This window comes from Streptomyces sp. NPDC039465, from assembly GCF_055639315.1.
On the sequence record NZ_JBVKAP010000006.1, the window covers coordinates 109,337 to 129,250 of the forward strand.

At 73.4% G+C, this 19,914-nt stretch carries 14 protein-coding genes; 6 read left to right on the forward strand and 8 right to left on the reverse strand.

Features of this window, described 5'->3' with window-relative positions; translation table 11 throughout:
• Positions 1-3: 3 nt before the first annotated feature.
• The 4 genes from ACZ7LT_RS20940 to ACZ7LT_RS20955 are packed head-to-tail and all read right to left on the reverse strand — an operon-like array spanning position 4 to position 3,527.
• The gene (locus tag ACZ7LT_RS20940; RefSeq protein WP_471237565.1) at positions 4-645 is read right to left on the reverse strand and encodes a response regulator; all 642 of its coding nucleotides are present in this window, start codon (positions 643-645) and stop codon (positions 4-6) included.
• Complete coding sequence (locus ACZ7LT_RS20945; protein ID WP_471237566.1) at positions 638-1,876, reverse strand: sensor histidine kinase; 1,239 nt, start codon at positions 1,874-1,876, stop codon at positions 638-640. The genes ACZ7LT_RS20940 and ACZ7LT_RS20945 overlap by 8 nt, the downstream gene beginning before the upstream one ends.
• An 8-nt stretch (positions 1,877-1,884) precedes the next feature.
• Positions 1,885-2,625: an ABC transporter permease gene (locus ACZ7LT_RS20950; RefSeq protein ID WP_471237567.1), complete on the reverse strand. Its 741-nt coding sequence runs from the start codon at positions 2,623-2,625 to the stop codon at positions 1,885-1,887.
• The gene (locus tag ACZ7LT_RS20955; protein WP_471237569.1) at positions 2,622-3,527 is read right to left on the reverse strand and encodes an ABC transporter ATP-binding protein; all 906 of its coding nucleotides are present in this window, start codon (positions 3,525-3,527) and stop codon (positions 2,622-2,624) included. Before ACZ7LT_RS20955 ends, ACZ7LT_RS20950 begins: the two co-directional genes overlap by 4 nt.
• Positions 3,528-3,689: 162 nt before the next feature.
• Between ACZ7LT_RS20955 and ACZ7LT_RS20960 the strand changes: the two genes are divergently transcribed.
• On the forward strand, positions 3,690-5,492 hold the full coding sequence (locus tag ACZ7LT_RS20960) for an ABC transporter ATP-binding protein (protein ID WP_471237570.1): 1,803 nt from the start codon (positions 3,690-3,692) through the stop codon (positions 5,490-5,492).
• Positions 5,489-7,426, forward strand: a complete 1,938-nt coding sequence (locus ACZ7LT_RS20965) for an ABC transporter ATP-binding protein (protein WP_471237571.1) — start codon at positions 5,489-5,491, stop codon at positions 7,424-7,426. The genes ACZ7LT_RS20960 and ACZ7LT_RS20965 overlap by 4 nt, the downstream gene beginning before the upstream one ends.
• Positions 7,427-7,626: 200 nt before the next feature.
• Here ACZ7LT_RS20965 and ACZ7LT_RS20970 read toward each other — a convergent pair whose 3' ends face one another.
• Positions 7,627-9,144 (reverse strand): MFS transporter, encoded by a 1,518-nt coding sequence (locus ACZ7LT_RS20970; RefSeq protein WP_471237572.1) that lies wholly within the window; start codon positions 9,142-9,144, stop codon positions 7,627-7,629.
• Positions 9,145-9,280: 136 nt separating this feature from the next.
• Between ACZ7LT_RS20970 and ACZ7LT_RS20975 the strand changes: the two genes are divergently transcribed.
• The 4 genes from ACZ7LT_RS20975 (at position 9,281) to ACZ7LT_RS20990 (ending at position 14,781) form a co-directional block, all read left to right on the forward strand.
• The gene (locus tag ACZ7LT_RS20975) at positions 9,281-10,186 is read left to right on the forward strand and encodes a TetR/AcrR family transcriptional regulator (protein ID WP_471237573.1); all 906 of its coding nucleotides are present in this window, start codon (positions 9,281-9,283) and stop codon (positions 10,184-10,186) included.
• Positions 10,187-10,365: 179 nt separating this feature from the next.
• Positions 10,366-12,396 carry a M4 family metallopeptidase gene (locus ACZ7LT_RS20980; protein WP_471237574.1) on the forward strand — a complete coding sequence of 677 codons (2,031 nt, stop codon included), beginning with the start codon at positions 10,366-10,368 and terminating at the stop codon, positions 12,394-12,396.
• A gap of 80 nt (positions 12,397-12,476) precedes the next feature.
• Positions 12,477-13,130, forward strand: a complete 654-nt coding sequence (locus ACZ7LT_RS20985) for a response regulator (RefSeq protein ID WP_471237575.1) — start codon at positions 12,477-12,479, stop codon at positions 13,128-13,130.
• A gap of 46 nt (positions 13,131-13,176) precedes the next feature.
• Entirely contained in the window at positions 13,177-14,781 is a 1,605-nt protein-coding gene (locus ACZ7LT_RS20990; protein WP_471237576.1) for a sensor histidine kinase, read from the forward strand.
• Here ACZ7LT_RS20990 and glgP read toward each other — a convergent pair.
• The 3 genes from glgP to ACZ7LT_RS21005 form a co-directional block, all read right to left on the reverse strand.
• Positions 14,771-17,314, reverse strand: coding sequence for an alpha-glucan family phosphorylase (gene glgP / locus ACZ7LT_RS20995; protein WP_471237577.1), 2,544 nt, complete (start codon positions 17,312-17,314; stop codon positions 14,771-14,773). The two genes, ACZ7LT_RS20990 and glgP, sit on opposite strands and share 11 nt — an antisense overlap.
• 138 nt (positions 17,315-17,452) lie before the next feature.
• Positions 17,453-18,760 carry an FAD-dependent monooxygenase gene (locus tag ACZ7LT_RS21000; RefSeq protein ID WP_471237578.1) on the reverse strand — a complete coding sequence of 436 codons (1,308 nt, stop codon included), beginning with the start codon at positions 18,758-18,760 and terminating at the stop codon, positions 17,453-17,455.
• A gap of 9 nt (positions 18,761-18,769) precedes the next feature.
• A complete protein-coding gene (locus tag ACZ7LT_RS21005) occupies positions 18,770-19,897 on the reverse strand; it encodes a monodechloroaminopyrrolnitrin synthase PrnB family protein (RefSeq protein ID WP_471237579.1) in 1,128 nt (375 codons plus the stop codon).
• Positions 19,898-19,914 lie beyond the last annotated feature (17 nt).

Sequence of the window (19,914 nt, forward strand, 5' to 3'; positions counted from 1 at the left end):
CGGTCAGCCCAGGATCTTCCGCTCGTACGCCACGGCGACCGCGGCGGCCCGGTCCTTGGCGCCGAGCTTCGCGTAGACGTGGGTGAGGTGGGTCTTGACGGTGGCCTCGCTGATGAACAGCTCGGCGGCGATCTCGCGGTTGGAGGTGCCCTTGGCGACGAGTTCGAGGACTTCGCGTTCGCGAGCCGAGAGGGTCTCGCCGCCGGGGGCGGCGGGGGCGCGGACCGCGGAGACCAGCCGGGCGGCGACCGCGGGCGACAGGACCGTGCGGCCCGCGGCGGCGGCACGGACGGCGGCGAACAGCTCGTCGCGGGGCGCGTCCTTGAGGAGGTAGCCGGTGGCGCCCGCCTCGATGGCGGGGAGCGTGTCGGAGTCGGTGTCGTACGTGGTGAGGACGAGGACCTTGGCGCGGGCGCCGCGGCGGGTGAGCTCGGCGATGGCCTCGACGCCACCGCCGCCGGGCATCCGCAGGTCCATGAGGACCACGTCCGGGTCCAGGCGCAGGGCGAGCTCCACGCCCTCGGGGCCGCTCGCGGCCTCGCCGAGGACGTCGAAGCCGGGGCCGGCGGCGAACATGCCGCGCAGACCGTCGCGTACGACGGGGTGGTCGTCGACCAGGATCAGGGAGATCGTGTGCTCAGCCATGGCGGACCAACGGTACGCGAGCGCTCACGGCGGTTCCGGCGCCGGGCTCGCTCTCCACGGTGAGGGTGCCCGCGATCCGTGCGGCGCGGGCCCGCATGCCGTCGAGGCCGAAGCCTCCGGTGGCGGTGCGGGCGGCCGGGACGAGCGGGTCGAAGCCGCGTCCGTCGTCCCGTACGTCGAGGGTCACTTCGTCGCCCATGTAGGAGAGGGTGACGCCGGTGCGGGTGGCGTGCGCGTGCCTGGCGGTGTTGGCGAGGGCCTCCTGTCCGATCCGCAGCAGGGTCGCGGCGACCTCGTCGTGCAGGGGCTCCTCGGTGCCGGTGACGGTGAACCGGGCCGCGACGCCCACGCGTTCGGCCCAGTCGGTGACGCACCGCTTCAGCGCCTCGGGGAGGGTGGCGTGCGCCAGGTCGGCCGGGGAGAGGTTCTGCACCGAGCGCCGGGCCTCGCCGAGGGAGTGACGGGCCAGCGCCTGGGCGCGCTCGGCGTGCCGGCGGGCCACTTCGGGGTTGTCGGTGGCGGTGACGACCTGGAGCTGGGCGATGATGCCGGTCAGGCCCTGGGCGAGGGTGTCGTGGATCTCGGCGGCGAGCCGGCGGCGTTCGTCGGCGACCCCCGCTTCCCGGGCCTGGACGAGCAGTTGGGCGTGCAGAGCGGCGTTCTCGGCGAGCGCGGTCTCCAGGGCGGCGATGGTGGCGGCCTTCTCGCGGGCGGCCTCGGTCTCCTTGGCGCCGATCTGGCTGAAGATCACGGCGATGCCGGCGTTGAGGGCGAACAGACCGCCGAAGACGACCCATTGGAGTGCCGAGCCGGGCGGCAGGCCGCCGGACTGGGAGCCGGCCATGGTGAGGGCCACGACGATCAGCGCGGGGCGTACGGCCCGGCCCCGGACCAGATGGGCGACGTCGAAGTATCCGACGCAGGCGTAGATGGCGAAGAGGGGGTTGAGCCAGGTCAGCGCGGCGGCGAGGAGGGTGCGCAGGCCGTAGTACACCTCGCCGCGCGGCGACGGCTCGGGCAGCGGCGGGCCCGGCGTGCGGTGCCACCACACCTGGAGGGCGAGGGCGGCGAGGAGCATGGCCCCGGCCGCGTAAGCCTCTGCCGGGCTCATGAGTGACTCGGCGGCCGCGGCGCCGATGACGGTCGCGATGGAGAGCAGGGCGTAGGGCCCGTACCGGAAGAACTGCCCCCAGCGTTCCTCGGCCGACTTGGCCATGATTCCCCTCGCCATGCGTCCTCCTACTCCCAGGTGAACCAGCGTTTGGCCGCGGCGATCAGCACGACCGCCCATACTGCCGTGACCAGCAGGTGGATCCAGCCCGGCCAGTCCCCCGCGGCGGCCTGGTCGAGCGCCTGGGCCGAGGCGCCGAGCGGGGTGAGGCTCACGATGTTCTGGAGGGTTTCGGGCATCGCGGCGACCGGCAGCCAGACTCCCGAGGTGAACATCGCCGGGAAGAACACGACGGAACCGACCGCCTGGGTGATCTTGGTGGTGCGGCTGACGGCGGAGACGGTGGCGCCGAGGGCGAGGGTGGCGAGCGTCGCGACGGTCAGGGCGAGCAGATAGCCCGCGAACTGGCGGGGCAGGGCGACGCCGAAGGCGAGCCGGCCGACGACCAGAGCGAGCACCGAGGAGACGAGGACGGCAGCGCCGTGCAGCACGATCTGGGCGCCGATCAGCGCGCCGGGCCTCATCGGGGTGGTGGACATCCGGCGCAGGATGCCGCGTTCGCGGTAGCCGGTGAGGACGGGCGGCATCGACTGGACACCCGCCATGATCAGGGCGAGGAGTACGGCGACGGGGACGTACAGGTCGATGACGCGCAGGCCGCCGAGGTCGGCCGACGGCTCCCGGAAGGACGGGATCGAGCCGAGGATCGCCAGCAGCGCGGTGGGAAAGGCGAGGATCCAGAAGAGGGCGGCCGGCTCGCGGGTGAACAGGCGGGCCTCTGCTTTCAGTACGGCGGTGGCGGCGCTCATCGGTCGGCTCCTGTCAGGTCGAGGAAGGCGTCGTCGAGGGTGGCTTCGGCGACGCGCAGCTGGTGGGCGGTGAGCCGGCGGGCGGCCAGCAGGGAGAGCACGGCGTGGACGGTCTCGTCGGTGCCGCGGACGGTGTACTGGCCGTTCTTGTCCCGCTCGGCGGAGGCGACGGACGGCAGGGCGGCCAGCTCCTGGGGGTCCAGAGGGCCGGTGAGCCGGAAGGAGACGAGCGTGTGCGCGGCGGCGCGGCCGATCAGGCCGGCGGGGGTGTCCAGGGCGGTGACCCGGCCCTGGTCGATGACGGCGATCCGGTCGCAGAGGCGCTGGGCCTCCTCCATGAAGTGGGTGACGAGCAGGACGGTGACACCGCTGTCCCGTATGTCCTCGATGAGCCGCCAGGTGTCGCGACGGGCGCGGGGGTCGAGGCCGGTGGTGAGCTCGTCGAGGACGACGACCTTGGGGTCGCCGACGAGGGCGAGCGCGATGAACAGGCGCTGTTTCTGGCCACCGGAGAGCTTGCCGAAACGGGTGGAGAGCTTGTCGGTGAGGCCGAGGCGTTCGGCGAGCGCCCGCCAGTCGGCCGGTGCCGGGTAGCAGGCCGCGTACAGCTCCAGCGCCTCGCGGACGGTGAGCTTGGCCTGCAGCTCGCTCTCCTGGAGCTGCGCGCCGAGGATCCGGGTGACCTGGTCGCGGTCGGCGACGGCGTCGTATCCGGCGACCCGGACGATTCCCGCGTCGGGGACGCGCAGCCCCTCGACGCATTCGACGGTGGTGGTCTTGCCGGCGCCGTTCGGGCCGAGGATGCCGAAGATCTCGCCCTCGCCGACGGTGAAGGACACGTCGGCGACGGCCGTCTTGCCGCCGTAGGCCTTGGCCAGCCCGCTGACCTCGATGATTTCCATGCTCCGAGCCTGCCGGTCGGGCCCGGGGCCGAGCATCGGCCATCGGGCTCGAACGGGCATCGTCCGATCGGTTGATGGCGGGTACGACCCTGCGCGGGCGGGCCGGGGCGGCGGGGGAAAACCGGTGGGCGTTGTCAGGGGTGAACCGTAGGCTCGGGCCTGATGCCGGAGAACCATGCAACGAGCAAGGAAAACAAGGGTCCTTCGTCCGTACGGACGCTGCTGAGACTGTGGCCGTACCTCAGACCGGTACGGGCGCGCTGGCTGGGCGCGGGAGTCGTGGCGGTCACCGCGTCGTCTCTGAGCCTGGTGATTCCGCTGGTCCTGAAGTGGATGGTGGACGGGCCGGTCGCCGAGCGGGATCCGGGCGGGGTGTGGCTGGGGGCGCTGTTTCTGCTGCTGCTCGGTGTCGCCGAGGCGCTGCTGTTCGGTCTTCGCCGGTGGCTGACGGCCCGGCCGCTGACCGGGGTCGAGGCGGCGATGCGGGCGGATCTCTACCGCCATCTGCAGCGGCTGCCGGTGGCGTTCCACGACCGGTGGCCCTCGGGGCAGCTGCTGTCGCGGGGGACGGCGGATCTGGCGATGCTCCGGATGTTCCTGTCGTTCCCTCTGATGTTCCTCATCGTCAACGGCGTGACGGTGGTGGCGGGTTGTGCGGTCCTGCTGGTGCAGGACTGGGTGCTCGGACTGGTCCTGCTGGTGCCGGTCGCCCCGCTGATCGTGATCTGCGCGCTCTTCGAGACGAAGTACGCCCTGGTGGCCCGCCGCGCCCAGGACCAGGTCGGCGATCTGACCACGGTGGTCGAGGAGAGCGTCCTCGGCATCCGGGTCATCAAGGGCTTCGGCCGCCACCGCGCCCAGGCGGAGGCGTTCCGCACGCTGGCCGGGCGGCTGCGCGGTACGGAACTGGACAAGGCGAGGCTGCTCGGCGCGATCTGGGCCACCATCACGATCGTCCCGGAGCTGGCGGTCGGCGCGGCGCTGGTCCTCGGCACGGTGCGGGTGGCGGACGGGGCGCTGTCGGCGGGCACGCTGGTGGCGTTCCTGTCGACGGCGCTGGCGCTGCGCTGGCCGGTGGAGTCGATCGGCTTCCTGCTGGCGATGACGCAGGAGGCGGCGACGGCGACCGAGCGGTACTTCGAGGTCCTCGACGAGCCGGCCGAGGAGCCCGCGGGCCGTCCCCGGACGTGCGGGGGCAAGGTCCTGGGCGGCGGCGGGCTGCGGTTCGACGGCGTCACCTTCCGGTACCCGGACGCGCCTCCCGGTACGGAGCCGGTGCTCGCCCGGATCGATCTGCACGTCCGCCCCGGCGAGACGATGGCGCTGGTCGGCGCGACCGGCTCCGGGAAGACCACGCTCACCGCGCTGGTGCCGCGGCTGCACGAGGTGACGGGCGGGCGGATCCTGCTCGACGGCGAGGACATCGCCACGATGGAGCGGGCGCGGCTGCGGGAGCTGGTCGCGGTGGCGTTCGAGGAACCGACGCTGTTCTCCGCCAGCGTCGGCGAGAACGTGCTGATGGGCGCGGGCGGCGCGGCGGACGAGGGCGCGCTGCGGCGGGCGCTCGGCGTGGCCCAGGCCGGGTTCGTGGACGGCCTGCCGGAGGGTGTGCGCACCCAGGTCGGCGAGCAGGGTCTGAGCCTCTCCGGCGGCCAGCGCCAGCGCCTGGCCCTGGCCCGCGCGGTCGTGGGCCGCCCGCGCTTCCTGGTCCTGGACGACCCGCTCTCCGCGCTGGACGTGCATACGGAGGCGCTGGTGGAGGCGGCCCTGCGGGACGTGCTGCGCGGCACGACGGCCCTGGTCGTCGCCCACCGGCCGTCCACGGTCCAGCTCGCGGACCGGGTGGCGCTGCTGTCGGGCGGCCGGATCACGGCGGTGGGCACGCACCACGAACTGCTGCGGGAGAGCGCGGAGTACGCCTGGCTGATGTCGGGCACGGAGGCGAAAGGCGGCGGCTCACGATGACGACACCCACGACGGCACCGGTCCCGGGCGGGGGCGGGGGCGGCGGCTCGACGGAGGCGGACGCGGCCGGCGGGGACCGGGGCGCGGGCCCCGGCCAGGGCGCCGACGCGATCGACCAGGCCGCCGGAACCGACCGGATCGAGGCTACCGACGGGATCGACGAGGACGATCTGCCGACGGCCCCGGGGGCCACCGGCGCGCTGTTGCGGTCGTTGCTGCGGGCGCACCGCGGGTGGGTGGCGCTCTGCGCCGTGCTGCTACTCCTTCAGCAGGCCGCCGTGCAGGCGGGGCCGCTGCTCGTGGCGTACGCCATCGACCGGGGCGTACCGGCGCTGCGGCAGGACGACTTCGGGCCGCTCGTCGCCGTCGGCGCGGGGTACGCCGGCTGCGCGCTCGGCGGCGGGCTGTTCCAGTACGCGTTCATCCGCACCTCCGCCCGCGTCAACCAGAGCGTGCTGCTCGACCTGCGCGGGCGGATCTTCCGCCACGCCCAGGCCCTCAGCGTCGACTTCCACGAGCGGTACACCTCCGGCCGGCTCATCTCCCGTTCCACCACCGACGTCGAGTCGCTGCGGGAGCTGCTCGGCGAGGGGCTCCAGGAGCTGGTCGGGGTGATGCTCGCGTTCGGGTACATCTCGCTGATGCTGCTCTGGCTGGACCTGGGCATCGGCGCGGTGGCGCTGGGGTCGCTGCTGCCGCTGTTCCTGATGGTCCGGCGCTACCGCCGCCGCACCCGGGTCATCTTCGCCGCCCGGTCCACCGCGATCGCGGCGGTGATCGTGAAGTTCGTGGAGACGATGAACGGCATCCGGCCGGTGCGGGCGTTCCGCCGGGAGCGGGCGAACGACGCCGAGTTCGCGGCCCTCAACGACCGGCACGCCCGCCGCAACGGCGACGGGATGCTGGAGATGGCGCAGTACGTCGTCGGCTCGCGCCTGATCGCGAACACCGCCGTCGCGGGCATGGTCCTGTGGGGCGCCCACCGGGTCGCGAGCGGCACCCTCGCGCTGGGTGTTCTCGCGGCGGCGGTGCTGTACCTGCGGCGGCTGTACGACCCGATCGACCGGCTCGGGATGTTCCTCAACGCCTACCAGTCGGCGGCCGCGTCCCTGGAGAAGATCGCCGGGCTGCTGGCCCAGGTCCCGTCCGTCCCGGAGGCGTCAGCGCCGCGCGCGCTGCCGCCGGGGCGGGGCGGTGCCGGGCGGGAGGTCGTCTTCGAGGACGTGCGGTTCGCGTACCGCACGGGCGGTGAGGTGCTGCCGCGGTTCGATCTGACGATCCCCGCCGGGCAGACCGTCGCCGTGGTCGGATCGACCGGCGCGGGCAAGTCGACCCTGGCCAAGCTGCTCGCCCGGTTCTACGACCCGACCGGCGGCCGGGTCCTCCTCGACGGCGTCGACCTGCGCGAGCTGGCCACGCCGGAGCTGCGGCGCGGTGTGGTGATGGTGACGCAGGAGTCGTTCCTGTTCTCGGGGACGGTCGCGGAGAACATCGCGATCGGACGGCCGGAGGCGACCCGGGAGGAGATCGAGCGGGCGGCCAAGGCGATCGGCGCGCACGACTTCGTCACCGGCCTGCCGGACGGCTACGACACGGACGTACGCAAGCGGGGCGGGCGGATCTCGGCGGGCCAGCGGCAGTTGGTGGCCTTCGCCCGGGCGCTGCTCGCGGATCCGGCGGTGCTGATCCTCGACGAGGCGACCAGCTCGCTGGACGTGCCCGGTGAACGGGCGGTGCAGCGCGCGATGGACACGGTCCTCGCGGGGCGTACGGCGGTGGTGATCGCGCACCGCCTGTCCACGGTGGAGATCGCGGACCGGGTGCTGGTGATGGAGGCGGGCCGGATCGTGGAGGACGGGGCGCCGGGCGAGCTGATCGGCGGGACGGGGAGGTTCGCGGGGCTGCACCGCGCGTGGCGCGAGAGCCTCGTGTGACGGGCCTGTGGGACCCGCACGAAAGGTGTGCGGGCCGATCACAAGGCTGCTCGGCGATGACGGGCGCCGGTCTCATCGTCGTTCCCCCGCTGGTGCTCACCGAGCTGGACCACATGGTCCGCCGGGCGGTCAAGCAACGGTCCGGAGGCCGTCGCCCCGGCGAGGTCCGCCGCCCCGGCGCCCAGGAGACCCTGCGGAGCTCAGCCCCGCACCGGCGTGCGCCGGTCCTCCTGGAGGGCGGGCTCCGGCGGAGTGGTCGCCGGGCGCGTGCCGCGGAGCAGCGCCGCGCTGAGTGTCGCCGCCAGGAGCATCACCGCCGCCGCGCCGGCCGCCGCCCAGGCGAGGCCGTCCGTGAAGGCGTCCCGGGCCGCGCTCGCCACCTCGGGGGAGCCTGTGGCCAGGGCGCCGCCGAGGGTTTCGTGGGCCGGGAATTGCCGGGTGAAGACGGCCGCGCCGATCGAGCCGAGAAGGGCCATGCCGAGGGCGCCGCCCAGTTCCTGGCCGGATTCCAGTACCGCCGCCGCCGAGCCGGCCCGCTCGGGTGGGGCCGCGGCGAGGGCGAGCTCGTTGGCGAGGGTCATCGCGGAGACCAGGCCCGAGGCGTACACGGCGGACGCCACGAGGACGGTCCACAGCGGTGAGTCGGTACGGGTCTGGGTCAGCCAGGCGAACCCGGCCGCCGAGACGAGGAAGCCGCCCGCCATCACCCAGCCGCGGTCCAGCCGCTGGGCCAGCGCCGCGGCGAGCGGGGCTCCGGCGAGCACGCCCGCCGACGGGACCAGGCTCCACAGCGCGGCCTCGAAGGGGCTTTGGCCGAGCACGGACTGGAGGTACTGGGTGAGGAAGACCGCGAAGCCGACGGTGGCCACCATGGCCAGCAGGTTCACCAGCACCGGCCCGCCGTAGGCGCGGCGCCGCAGCAGCGCGAGGTCGACCATGGGATGGGCGAGGCGGGCCTGCCGGCGGACGAACAGCGCACCGAGCGCCAGGCCCGCCACAATGCCGAGCGCGGGCAGCAACTGCGCGCCGTGCTGGGCGAGTTCCTTGACGCCATGGATGACGGGGAGCAGCGCGGCGAGGGAGAGCGCCGCGCTCGGCAGGTCGAAGCGGCTGGTGGTGTCGCCCGTGGAGCGGGGCAGCAGCGCGGGGGCGAGGATCAGCAGGAGCGCCATCGCGGGCAGGTTGATCAGGAAGACCGATCCCCACCAGAAGTGTTCGAGGAGCGCGCCGCTGACGACCGGGCCGAGCGAGATGCCGCAGGCCATGACCGTGGTCCAGAGGGTGACGGCCTTGGCGCGCTGGGCGTCGTCCCGGAAGAGGGTGCGGATCAGCGCGAGCGTGGACGGCATCAGACAGGCGCCGGCGATGCCGAGCAGGGCGCGGGCGGCGATGAGGGTGGCGGAGGTGTGGGCGTACGCCGCGGCGAGCGAGGCCACGCCGAACAGCGCCGCGCCGGCGAGCAGCAGCCGCCGGCGGCCGATGCGGTCGCCGAGGGCGCCCAGCGGGATGAGGAGCCCGGCGAGGACGAAGCCGTACATGTCGAGGATCCACAGCTGCGCGGTGGCTCCGGGGGCGAGGTCCTCGCTGATCGCGGGGATGGCGAAGTAGAGGACCGAGACGTCCATGGAGACGAGCAGCAGCGGCAGCATCAGCACGCCGAGCGCGGTCCATTCACGGCGGCCGGCGCGGGCGGCGGAGGGGGTCGTGGAAGGTGTCATGCGGGGAGGGAAGCAGCGGTCGGCGTACGCCGCCACGATCGCCCTAGTGCACTGCCCCCAACACCCGTACGCCTGGCATGGATTGGCTGGTCAGCGGTGCGTACGGCGTGCAGGGCGCACTAGTACACTCGCGCGGATGAGCAGCGAAGCGCCCTACCTCGTCATCGCCGCCGACATCCGTCGCCGGATCCACTCGGGCGCACTGCGTCCGGGCGACCGGGTGCCCTCCACGCGCGCCCTGACCCGCGAGTGGGGCGTGGCGATGGCGACGGCCACGAAGGCGCTCGCGGCGCTGCGTCAGGAGGGGCTGGTCCAGGCCGTGCCGGGGGTCGGCACGGTGGTCACCGAGCCGCGGCCACGGCCGTCGCGGACGGGTACGGGCCTGACCCGGGAGCGGATCGTGCGGGCGGGGCTGGAACTCGCCGACGCCGAGGGGCTGTCGGCGCTGACCATGCGCCGGGTGGCGACGTCGCTGAACACCTCCACGATGGCGCTGTACCGCCATGTGCCGGGCAAGGGCGACCTGGTCCGGCTGATGACGGACGCGGCGTGCGCCGAGGTGCCGCTCGGGCCGGTGCCGGACGACTGGCGTACGGGTCTGGAGCACGCGGCGCGCTGGCTGTGGGCGGTCCATACCCGGCACCGCTGGCTGGCGCAGGCGATGGCGTCGATCACCCGGCCGGTGGTCTCGCCCCATGCGATGGCGTACACGGAGTGGGTGCTCGGGGCGCTGAGGAACACCGGCATGAGCCCGTTCGAGATGATCCACACCCATCTCTCGGTCTTCGCCCATGTGCAGGCGCTCGCGATGGCGGCTGATCTGGAGGAGCAGGCGCGGCAGGACAGCGGGATCACGGACGAGGAGTGGATGGTGCGGAACGAGCCACGCTTCGACGCGATCTCGGCGGCCGGTTCGTATCCTCTGCTGACCGGCGTCTCGGACGGCGCGGAGTTCACGCTCGACCTCGGCACTCTCTTCGAATTCGGGCTGCGTCGAACGCTGGACGGCATCGCGGCCATGATCGACGAAACGTCCGGTTAACGAACACCGACTTTCGGGCAACGGACGAGATCTGGCCAACCTGTTGACGCGCTCCTGACAGGAGCCTGTCACGGCTGTCACTCTTCCCCCAGTTCTGCGTGTCACCGCTCCACCAGCTCTGCTTGCACGCCCGGACGGCCCACCCAGCCGCCGGTACCCCCCTCGCAAAAGGAGTCCGCGTGAGACCCACGCCCAGCCGTCGCGCCACCGCGACGGGCGCTCTGATCGCCGCCGCCGCCATGCTCGCCGTGAGCGTGCAGACCGGCGCCGCCACCGCCGACGACCAGTGGGACATCGCCGCCCCCAAGGCCCAGGCCGCCGGCCAGGCCGACCCCGGCGCCCTGCCCGCCGATCTCTCCCCCGCCCAGCGCACCGCGCTGATACGCGCGGCGGACGCTTCCAAGGCGGACACCGCCAAGAAGCTCGGCCTCGGCGCCCAGGAGAAGCTGGTCGTCCGCGATGTCGTCCAGGACCGGGACGGCACCACGCACACCCGCTACGAGCGCACCTACGCCGGACTTCCCGTCCTCGGCGGTGACCTGGTCGTCGCCGCGACGAAGACGGGCGCGACCGAGAGCGTCACCAAGGCCTCCCGCGAGCAGCTGAAGAACGTCGACACCGCCACGGCCGTCTCCCCGGCCGCCGCCGAGAAGCAGGCGCTGAGCGCCGCCAAGGCGGAGGGCTCCAAGGCCACCGACGCGGAGCGCGCCCCGCGCAAGGTCGTCTGGATGGCGAAGGGCAAGCCCGTCCTCGCGTACGAGACCGTCGTCGGCGGCCTCCAGCACGACGGCACCCCCAACGAACTTCACGTCGTCACCGACGCCAAGAACGGCAAGAAGCTCTACGAGTGGCAGGCCGTCGAGACCGGCACCGGCAACACCATGTACAGCGGCCAGGTGACGCTGGGCACCGCGCCGTCGTACACGCTGACCGACACCGGCCGCGGCAACCACAAGACGTACAACCTCAACCGCGGTACGTCCGGCACCGGCACGCTCTTCTCCGGCTCCGACGACATCTGGGGCGACGGCACCCCGCAGAACCTCGAGACCGCGGGCGCCGACGCCCACTACGGCGCCGGTCTCACCTGGGACTACTACAAGAACGTGCACGGCCGCTCCGGCATCAAGGGTGACGGCGTCGGCGCGTACTCCCGGGTCCACTACGGCAACGCCTACGTCAACGCCTTCTGGCAGGACAGCTGCTTCTGCATGACGTACGGCGACGGTGCGAACAACGCCAAGCCGCTCACCTCCATCGACGTCGCGGCCCACGAGATGACGCACGGCGTCACCTCCAACACCGCGGGCCTGCGCTACAGCGGGGAGTCCGGCGGTCTGAACGAGGCGACCTCCGACATCTTCGCGGCCGCCGTCGAGTTCTACGCCAACAACCCCAAGGACCTCGGCGACTACCTCGTCGGCGAGAAGATCGACATCCGGGGCAACGGCACGCCGCTGCGCTACATGGACAAGCCCAGCAAGGACGGCTCGTCCAAGGACTACTGGTACTCGGGCATCGGCAACGTCGACGTCCACTACTCCTCGGGGCCGGCCAACCACTGGTACTACCTGCTCTCCGAGGGCAGCGGCACCAAGACCATCAACGGGGTGAGCTACGACTCGCCGACCTCCGACGGCCTCCCGGTCACCGGCATCGGCCGTGACAAGGCCTCGCTGATCTGGTTCAAGGCGCTCACCACGAAGTTCAACACCACCACCGACTACGCGGGCGCCCGCGCCGGCACGGTCGCGGTGGCCAAGGAGCTGTACGGCGCGACCGCGCCCGAGGTCACGGCCGTCGAGCACGCCTGGGCCGGTGTCAACGTCGGTCCCCGCCCCGGCGGCGACCCGCTGCCCGGCAAGGTCTTCGAGAACACCGCCGACGTCTCCATCCCGGACAACGGCGCCGCGGTCACCTCGGCCGTCAGCGTCACCGGCATCACCGGCAACGCCCCCGCCACCCTCAAGGTCGACGTCGACATCGTCCACACCTGGCGCGGTGACCTGGTCGTCGACCTGGTCGCCCCGGACGGTTCGGTCTACAACCTGAAGCCGTTCAGCTCCGGCGACTCGGCCGACAACGTGAAGGCGACCTACACGGTCAACGCCTCCTCCGAGGTGGCCAACGGCTCCTGGAAGCTCCGCGTCCAGGACAAGGCCGCCCAGGACACCGGCTACATCAACAGCTTCAAGCTGACCTTCCCGTAACACCCCGGCTCGGACCGGCAGGCCGCCCGGAGGGGATCCGTCCCCTCCGGGCGGCCGCGCGTGTGCTTAGGGTGGACGCCATGATCAGGGTGCTGCTGGCCGACGACGAGACCATGATCCGCGCCGGGGTGAGGGCCATCCTCGCCACCGACCCGGGCATCGAGGTGGTCGCGGAGGCGGGCGACGGACACGAGGCCGTCGAACTGGCCCGGCTCCACAGGCCCGACGTGGCCCTGCTCGACATCCGGATGCCGCGCCTGGACGGCCTCGAGGCCGCCGAGGAGCTGCGGCGTACGGTGCCCGCCACCGCGGTCGTCATGCTGACCACCTTCTCGGAGGACGCCTACATCGCCCGGGCGCTCGGCTCCGGCGCGGGCGGCTTCCTGCTCAAGTCCGGGGATCCGCGCGAACTGCTCGCCGGGGTGCGGGCGGTGGCCGAGGGCGCCGCGTTCCTCTCGCCCGGGATCGCCCGGCGCGTCATCGACCAGCTGGGCGGCGAGCGGCTGTCCCGTACCGCCGAGGCGCGCACCCGGCTGGAGCCGCTGACCGGACGCGAGCGGGAGGTCGTCGCGCTGGTCGGCGCGGGGCTGTCCAACGCCGAGATCGCGGCCCGGCTGCATGTGGTCGAGGGCACGGTGAAGGCCCATGTGAGCGCGGTCCTGGCCCGGCTCCAGCTGCGCAACCGCGTCCAGCTGGCGATCCTCGCCTACGAGGGCGGGCTCGTCGAGGGCTGACTTTCGTCAGGGGCCACGGCCCGGGGCGCTCCGGCAAGCTGGGGGGATGCGCCGCGCACGACTCCGTCACCTCCTGCTCGACCTGGGCCTGTGGGCCCTGCTCGCCACCCCCGTCCTGCTCAAGCTCGACCCGAACGACGGCGGCTCCTGGGGCCAGATGGCCGTCGGGGTGGCGGTGGTCGGGGTGTGCGTGGCGGTGAGCCGGCCGTGGCCGCTGGTCTCGCTCGGTGTCACGGTCGCCCTCAGCCTCGCCGCGTCGCTCGAGCTCTACACCGCGGCGTACAGCCTCTCCCTGGTCGCCTTCGGCTATCTGGCCGGGCGGCGCCAGGAGCACACCCGCACCGCGCTGGGGCTGTTCGGCGCGGTGGCGGCGGCCGGACTCGGGCTCGTCCTCGCCTCGGGGGCGCCGCTCGCCCAGTGGTTCACGCTCGTGCTGGTCCTCGCCCTGGCGGTGGTCGCGCCCTGGCTGGCCGGTCGGTGCGTACGGCAGTACGCGCAACTCGTCTCGGCAGGCTGGGAGCTGGCCGGGCGCATGGAGCGGGAACAGCGGGCGGTCGCCGACCGGGAGCGGCTGCGGGAGCGGTCCCGTATCGCGGGCGACATGCACGACTCGCTCGGTCACGACCTGGCCCTGATCGCGCTGCGCGCGGCCGCGCTGGAGGTGGACCCCGCACTCGACGCCGGCCGGCAGGCCGCCGCCGGTGAGCTGCGCCGGGCCGCTGCCGACGCCACCGCCCGGCTGCGGGACATCATCGGGGTGCTGCGCACCGACGACGACCGGCAGGCCGTGCCGGCCCCGGACGGGGAGACCGTCGAGGACGTCGTCGCCCGCGCCCGCGCCTCGGGGATGCCGGTGGAACTGACCGTCGACGGGCCGCCGGTGACGCTCGCGCCCATGGCGGACCGGGCCATGCACCGGGTCGTCCAGGAGGGCCTGACCAACGCCGCCAAGCACGCGCCCGGCGCCGCCGTCCGCGTCACCGTCGTCCGCGTCCCGGAGGAGATCGTCGTCACCGTCGCGAGCGGCCCCGCGCCCCGGTCCGCAGGCCCGTCGGGCGGCACGGGCCCGGTCGGCCTCGACGAGCGGGTACGGCTCGCGGGGGCGAGCGGCTCCGCCACCCGGTCCGTGGGGCCGTCGGGCGGTACGGGGCTGGTCGGCCTCGACGAGCGGGTACGGCTCGCGGGTGGGCGGCTCGCCCATGGGCCGGGGCCGGGCGGCGGGTTCTCGCTCCGGGCGGTGCTTCCGCTCGGGGCGCCGGTGCCCGCGCCCCTGCCGGCCGCCCCCACCTCGGACCTGGAACGGGACCGGGCGCGGCGGCGGGTGCGGCGGGGCATCGCCCAGGCGATCTGGATCCCGCTCGCCCTGCTCACTGCGCTCGCCGTGGTGATGCTGGGCTTCGGGCTTTACACCCAGTCCCGTTCGTTCCTGGACGGCGACGACTACGCCGCGCTCCAGACGGGGCAGGGCCGTCGGACCGTCGAGGAACGGCTGCCGCCGCGCCCGCTGGACGGGCCGCCCGCGTCCGCCCCGGCCGAACCGGCCGGGGCGGACAGCTGCCTGTACTACCGGTCGACGCTGATCGCGGTCGTCCCGGTCTTCCGGCTCTGCTTCACCGGCGGCGTGCTGACGGACAAGGCGCTCATCTCATGAGGACGCCCGCCCCCTCCCCGGTCGACTCCGTGGGCAGCGCGACCAGACCCAGGTCCGCCCCGGTGGCCAGGAGCCGGTGGGCGGGCAGGATCCGGACCGTACAGCCGAACGAGCCGGTACGGTCCAGGGCGAGCGGCCCCTCGAAGCACCAGCGGCCCTCCAGATCGGGTCCGCCGGTATGTTTCAGGGTGCAGATGCGGGCGTCGCCGATCCGGTCGTCGGTGTCGACGCGCCCGGCGACCGCCTGGACCTCGACGTCCTCGGGGCGCAGCGGGCCGAGCGAGGCCCGCACCCGCAGGGCGAGGGTGGCGCCGAGTTCGACGACCCCGCACTCCTCCCCGGCCTCCACGTGGTCGACGGCGACCTGCGGCCAGGCGGCCCTGACCCGGATCTTCCAGGCGGCCAGTTCACGGGCCTGGTCCAGGTCGAGGGCGCGGTGGGCGCGGGCCGCGGGGGCGTAGAGCCGCTCCACGTACTGCCGGACCATCCGGTCGGCGAGGACCTTCGGGCCGAGGGTGGTGAGGGTCCTGCGGACCATCTCGGTCCAGCGTTCGGGGACGCCCGAGTCGCCGCGGTCGTAGAAGCGGGGCGCGACCCGGTCCTCGATGAGCTCGTAGAGCGCGTGGGCCTCCAGGTCGTCGCGGCGGTCCTCGTTCGGGGCCCCGTCGGCGGTGGGGATGGCCCAGCCGAAGTCGGGGTCGAACCACTCGTCCCACCAGCCGTCCAGGACGGACAGGTTGAGGCAGCCGTTGAGCGCTGCCTTCATCCCACTGGTGCCACAGGCCTCCAGGGGCCGCAGGGGGTTGTTGAGCCAGACGTCGCAGCCGGGGTAGAGCGTGCGGGCCATGGCCATGCCGTAGTCGGGCAGGAAGACGATCCGGTGGCGCACCTTGGGGTCGTCGGCGAACCGCACCAGTTCCTGGACGAGCCGTTTCCCGCCGTCGTCGGCGGGGTGGGCCTTGCCGGCGACGACGATCTGCACCGGCTGGGTGGGGTGGAGCAGCAGCCGGGTGAGCCGTTCGGGGTCCCGCAGCATCAGGGTGAGGCGTTTGTACGAGGGGACGCGGCGGGCGAAGCCGATGGTGAGGACGTCAGGGTCGAGGACCGAGTCGATCCAGCCGAGTTCGGCGGTGACGGCGCCGCGCTGGCGCCAGGAGGCGCGCAGCCGGTCGCGTACCTCGCCGACGAGCTGCTCGCGCAGGGTGCGGCGGAGCTGCCAGAGCTCGGCGGGGGCGGGGTCGGGGCCGAGGCGGTCCACCTCGGGGGCGACCCAGGTGGGGGCGTGGACGCCGTTGGTGACCGAGGTGATGGGGACTTCCTCGGGGTCGAAGCCGGGCCACAGGCCGGCGAACATCTCCCGGCTGACCGCGCCGTGCAGGGTGGAGACGCCGTTGGCGCGCTGGGCGAGGCGCAGCCCCATGACGGCCATGTTGAACAGGCCGGGGGTGCCGCCGGGGTAGGTCTCGGTGCCGAGGGCGAGGATCCGGTCGACGTCGACGCCGGGCAGCTCGCCGCCCTCGCCGAAGTGACGCCCGATCAGCTCGCGGTCGAAGCGGTCGATACCCGCGGGCACCGGGGTGTGGGTGGTGAAGACCGTGCCGGCCCGCACCGCCTCCAGCGCCTCGTCGAAGGCGAGGCCTTCGCCGGCCAGTTCGCGGATGCGTTCGAGGCCGAGGAATCCGGCGTGGCCTTCGTTGGTGTGGAAGACCTCGGGTGCGGGGGCGCCGGTGAGCCGGCAGTGGGTGCGTACGGCCCGTACGCCGCCGATGCCGAGGAGCATCTCCTGGAGGAGCCGGTGCTCGCTGCCGCCGCCGTAGAGCCGGTCGGTGACGTCGCGTTCGCCGGGCTGGTTCTCCTCGACGTCGGAGTCGAGCATGAGCAGCGGCACCCGGCCGACCTGGGCGACCCAGATGTGGGCGTGCAGGGCGCGGCCGCCGGGCAGGGCGAGGGAGACCCGGGCGGGGGTGCCGTCGTCCTCGCGCAGCAGGGTCAGGGGCAGCTCGTGGGGGTCGAGGACGGGGTAGTGCTCCTGCTGCCAGCCCTCCCGGGAGAGGGTCTGGCGGAAGTAGCCGTGCCGGTAGAGGAGCCCGACGCCGGTGAGGGGGACGCCGAGGTCGCTCGCGGACTTGAGGTGGTCCCCGGCGAGGATGCCGAGGCCGCCGGAGTACTGGGGCAGGGCTGCGTTGATACCGAATTCGGGCGAGAAGTAGGCGATGCCGGCCGGCAGGTCGCCGTGTTGTTCCTGGTACCAGCGGGGTCTGTGCAGATAGTCGTCGAGATCGGCGGCCGCCGCGGCGAGGCGGCCGAGGAAGTCCTGGTCCGCCGCGAGTTCGGCGAGTCGCGCGGCGGGGACGGAGCCGAGGAGCCGGACGGGATCACCGCCGGCGGCCCGCCAGCCGTCGGGGTCGACGGAGCGGAACAGCTCTCGGGTCTCGGCATGCCAGGACCAGCGCAGATTGCGGGCCAGGTCGCTGAGTGGTCGAAGGGTGTCGGGGAGGACGGGGCGCACAGTGAATCGACGGATTGCCTTCACGTGTTCCACCTTCGCAGGGGAGGTACAAATGGGGCGAACACACCACGCTGTGCGTCCGACCGTGTCCGCACGACGGTAGACCGGCCCTCCCCGCGCAACCACGGCGCACGGAGTCACGGGCGCTCGCGGGGGACGGGGTCAGATCGGTGCGCCCAGGGGCGGGTCGTAGGGGGAGCCGCGGTTGACGGTGGCCGCGTCGAAGGCCCCGGTGGCCGCGTACCGCGCCGCGATCTCGGCCAGCTCCTGGCGCGGGATGACCTTCTCGATGTCGGTGAAGCCGTGCGGGGCGCGCTCGTGCGCCAGATTGATGACGACCTCGGGGCCGAGCTGCCGGTTGGCGCGCTGGAGCGCGGTCAGCGCGGGCCTGCGGTCGGCCTCGTAGGCCTGGAGCGCGGCGACGGGGTCGCGGTGGTGCAGGGCGAGCGCGTGGGCGAGGGCGCGGGCGTCGACGACGGACTGGGTGGCGCCGTTTGAGCCGACCGGGTACATGGCGTGGGCCGCGTCGCCGATCAGGGTCGTACGGCCGTGGCTCCAGCGGTCGAGGGGGTCCCGGTCGACCATCGGGTACGCGTAGGCGGCGCCGTCGCAGGCGCGCAGGATGTCGGGGACGGCGACGCCGTCGAACTCCCACCCCTCGAAGCGGTGTACGAAGCTCTCCACGGGCACGGGCCGGTTCCAGTCGCCCCTGATGGCCTCGTCACCGTCGGTGGACGGCCCCGCCAGCGCCCAGTTGACCAGGACGGCGCCGTGCGCGTCCGGCTCGGTCAGCGGGTAGACGACGGCCTTGTTCCGGTCGTCGCCGGCGATGAACATCGCGGCGGGGGCCTGGTCGGCGGCCATCCAGGAGGTGCCGCGCCAGATGAGTTGGCCGTTCCACTGCGGCGCGCCCTCCGCGGGGTTCAGGGCGGCTCGGACGGCCGAGCGGATGCCGTCGGCGCCGATCAGGAGGTCCGGCTCCAGGGAGGCGTGGCCGCGTACGGCTCCGTCGCGGTGTTCGAGGCGGACCCGTGGGCGGCCGCCCGGGTGGATGTCGACACCGCTGACCCGTACTCCGGCGACCAGGGCGGTGGCGTCGAGCCGTTCGCGTACCGCGTCGGCGAGGACCTGTTGGAGGTGACCGCGGTGCAGGGAGAGCTGGGGCCAGCGGTAGCCGGCGCCCAGGCCGCGCGGGGTACGCGAGATCAGACCGCCGGTGCGGTGGTAGTAGCGCAGTTCGCGGGTGCGGACGGCGCGAGCCTCCAGGCGGGCGAGGAGGCCGAGGGCGTCGAGTTCGCGGACGGCGTTGGGCAGGACGTTCAGTCCGGCGCCGACCGGCTGGATCTCGCGGGCCGCCTCGACGACGGTGATCCGGTCGAAGCCGGCGGCGTGCAGGGCGAGCGCGGCGGTGAGTCCGGCGACACCGCCGCCCGCGATGACGATCTGAGGCGAGTGGCGAGGGAGGTTCATCGGGTCTCCTCAGGCGGCCGTGGAGCCGGCGCCGGGCCGGGGGGTGCTGCGGCGCACCAGCGTCTCGTTGTCCCGGGTCAGGTCGAGTATCGAGCGGAGCAGGGCCACCGGGGCGCCGCCGCTGCCCTCGTCGTAGAGGCGTATGCCGTCGCCGTAGGCCTTGCGGGCGATGCCGAGGTGGCGGGCTCTGAAGGTCTTGAGCAGGCGCAGGACGCGGGCGAGGGACTCGGCGGAGGCGGCGAGCGCCGGGGGCAGCCGGTGGACGGTCTCCCAGCTGACGGCGGCGGAAAGTTTGGAGACGGCGGAGGTGGTGCCCGCGTGCCGGGCGTGGAAGTCCCGCCAGTCCGGGAGGCCGTAGGGGAGCGAGTCGGTGAGGAAGGCGTCGTAGCCGGGGTGCGAGCGGTCGGACTGCCAGAGCGTCAGGTCGATCAGCCAGAGCGGGACCTGGGCGGCGGCCGGGCCGAGGTAGCTGTGGCCGCCGACGTCGATCTCCTCGAAGTAGGAGCGCAGGGTGCGGGCGAAGAACACCGGGGAAACGTTGGCGACGGTGAAGTCGATGGAGTCGACCAGCACGCGGACGTGGTGGGCGGTGCGGTCGAGGACGTGGGCGAAGCCGGGGTCGTACGGTTCGAGCCGCGTCAGCTCCTCGCAGCTGTCGAGGGCGGCGACCAGACCGGGGAACGCCATGCGCACGGCCTCCTGGAGGTCGGCCTCCATGGGGTGTCCGGTGTACATGCGCTGGCGGCGGCCGAGCGGGTTCCAGGTGGTGTAGTGGTGGACGGTGTCGCGGGGCACCATGTCGGTGCGGCGGGCAAGCTCCTCAAGGACGGGCAGGACCTGGGGGACGGCGGCCAGGGGCTGGGTGCCGTGGCGTTTGAGCGAGCCGAGCAGCATGCCGAGGTCGCGCATGGCGGCCAGGGCGTCGACGATGCTCCATTCGGCGACCCGGTCGAGGTCCGGCAGGAGGGCGCGGAGGGCGACGGTGAGCGCGGGAACGTCCGCGTCCCGATTCATCGCGGGCACCGCGGCGAGCAGGGCGTCGGCACCGAGCGGGTCGGCCGCGCGGATCTCGGCGATGCGGTAGCGCGGATCGCCGGTGGTGTCGAGGCCGGGCGCGACGAGGTCGTACAGGGTCAACGGAGAGTCCCCCTCGG